Annotated in this window: 2 protein-coding genes; both read left to right on the top strand. The window is 73.7% G+C overall.

The window, feature by feature from the left end; all coding sequences use genetic code 11:
* Positions 1 to 104: 104 nt before the first annotated feature.
* Positions 105 to 863 (top strand): NAD kinase, encoded by a 759-nt coding sequence (locus OZN99_RS31440; protein WP_270939122.1) that lies wholly within the window; start codon positions 105 to 107, stop codon positions 861 to 863.
* Positions 864 to 867: 4 nt separating this feature from the next.
* On the top strand, positions 868 to 1,451 hold a 584-nt coding region (locus OZN99_RS31435; RefSeq protein ID WP_270939121.1), incomplete at its 3' end, for an MFS transporter.

Here is a 1,451-nt window from a genome sequence, read left to right as displayed (position 1 = left end):
GTGGACGCGCTGGGCGCCGCGAGGCGCGTGGACGCGCTGGACGCCGCGAGGCGCGTGGACGCGCTGGACGCGCCACGCGACGCACGCAGCGTCAGCGGCCTCGCGTGAGGATCGCCTTCCTCGCCGCGGCGACCGAGGTGGCGCGCGCGGCGCAGGATGCGCTGGCGGCGCGCTATGGCGCCGCGTCGCTCGACCGGGCGGAGGTGGTGGTCGCACTGGGCGGCGACGGGATGATGCTGGAGACGCAGCACCGCCTGCTCGGCCGCAACCTGCCGGTCTACGGGATGAACTGCGGCAGCGTCGGCTTCCTGATGAACGACTTCCGCGAGGACGGCCTGGCGGAACGGCTGGCGGCGGCGCAGGCCGCCACGCTGCACCCCCTGCGTATGCGCGCCTTCACCGGCGCGGCCGAGCCGTCCGAGGCGTTGGCGATCAACGAGGTGTCACTGCTGCGGGAGACGCGGCAGGCCGCCAAGATCCGGGTGATGGTGGACGGCACGGTGCGGCTGCAGGAGCTGATCTGCGACGGCATCCTGGTGAGCACGCCGGCAGGGAGCACGGCGTACAACCTCTCTGCGCACGGGCCGATCATCCCGCTTGGCGCCAACCTGCTGCCGCTGACGCCGATCAGCGCCTTCCGCCCCCGCCGCTGGCGCGGCGCGCTGCTGCCGGCCGAGGCGGAGGTGGTCTTCGAGGTGCTGGAGCACGAGAAGCGCCCGGTCTCCGCCACCGCCGACTACACCGAGGTGCGCGACGTGCGCCGGGTGGAGGTGCGGGAGGACCGCGGCGTGGCGCTGACCATGCTGTTCGACCCGGACCACGGGCTGAGCGAGCGGATCATCGCGGAGCAGTTCACGGTCTGATGCGGTGAACGAAGCGCGCCTGATCTGGGGCGTCTCGATCCACCAGCTGATCTGCTGGGGCACGCTGCACGCCTCGGTCCCCGCCTTCGTCGCGCCGATGGAAGCCGAGCTCGGCTGGTCGCGGGCGGAGATCTCGGGCGCGGTGACGTGCGGGCTGCTCGCGGCCGGCATCGCCGCCATCCCGGTCGGGCGCTACGTCGATCGCCATGGCAGCCGCTGGGTGATGACGCTGGGCGCGGCGCTGGGCGTCGCGATGCTGCTGGGCTGGGCGGCGGTGCCCTCCCTAGCGGCCTTCTACGCGCTCTGGATCGCCATCGGGATCGTCCAGGCGATGGCCTTCGCGGAGCCGGCCTATGCCGCGATCACCGCGAACAGCCGCGACCCGCGGCGGGCGGTGATCATCTCCACCTTCGTCACCGGCCTGACCAGCACGATCTTCCTGCCCCTGGCCGCGACGCTGGTGGAGCTGGCGGGCTGGCGGGCGACGCTGCTGGGCTTCGCCGCGCTGCAACTCGTGCCGGCGGTCGTCGCGGCGGTGCTGATGCGCGGGGCGCGCGGCAGCCTGGCCGGCGCGACGGCGGAGGCGAC

It is taken from the genome of Falsiroseomonas oryzae (assembly GCF_027856955.1).
GTDB classification, from domain to species: Bacteria; Pseudomonadota; Alphaproteobacteria; order Acetobacterales; family Acetobacteraceae; genus Falsiroseomonas; species Falsiroseomonas oryzae.
This window is presented reverse-complemented; position numbering and strand designations above follow the sequence as displayed.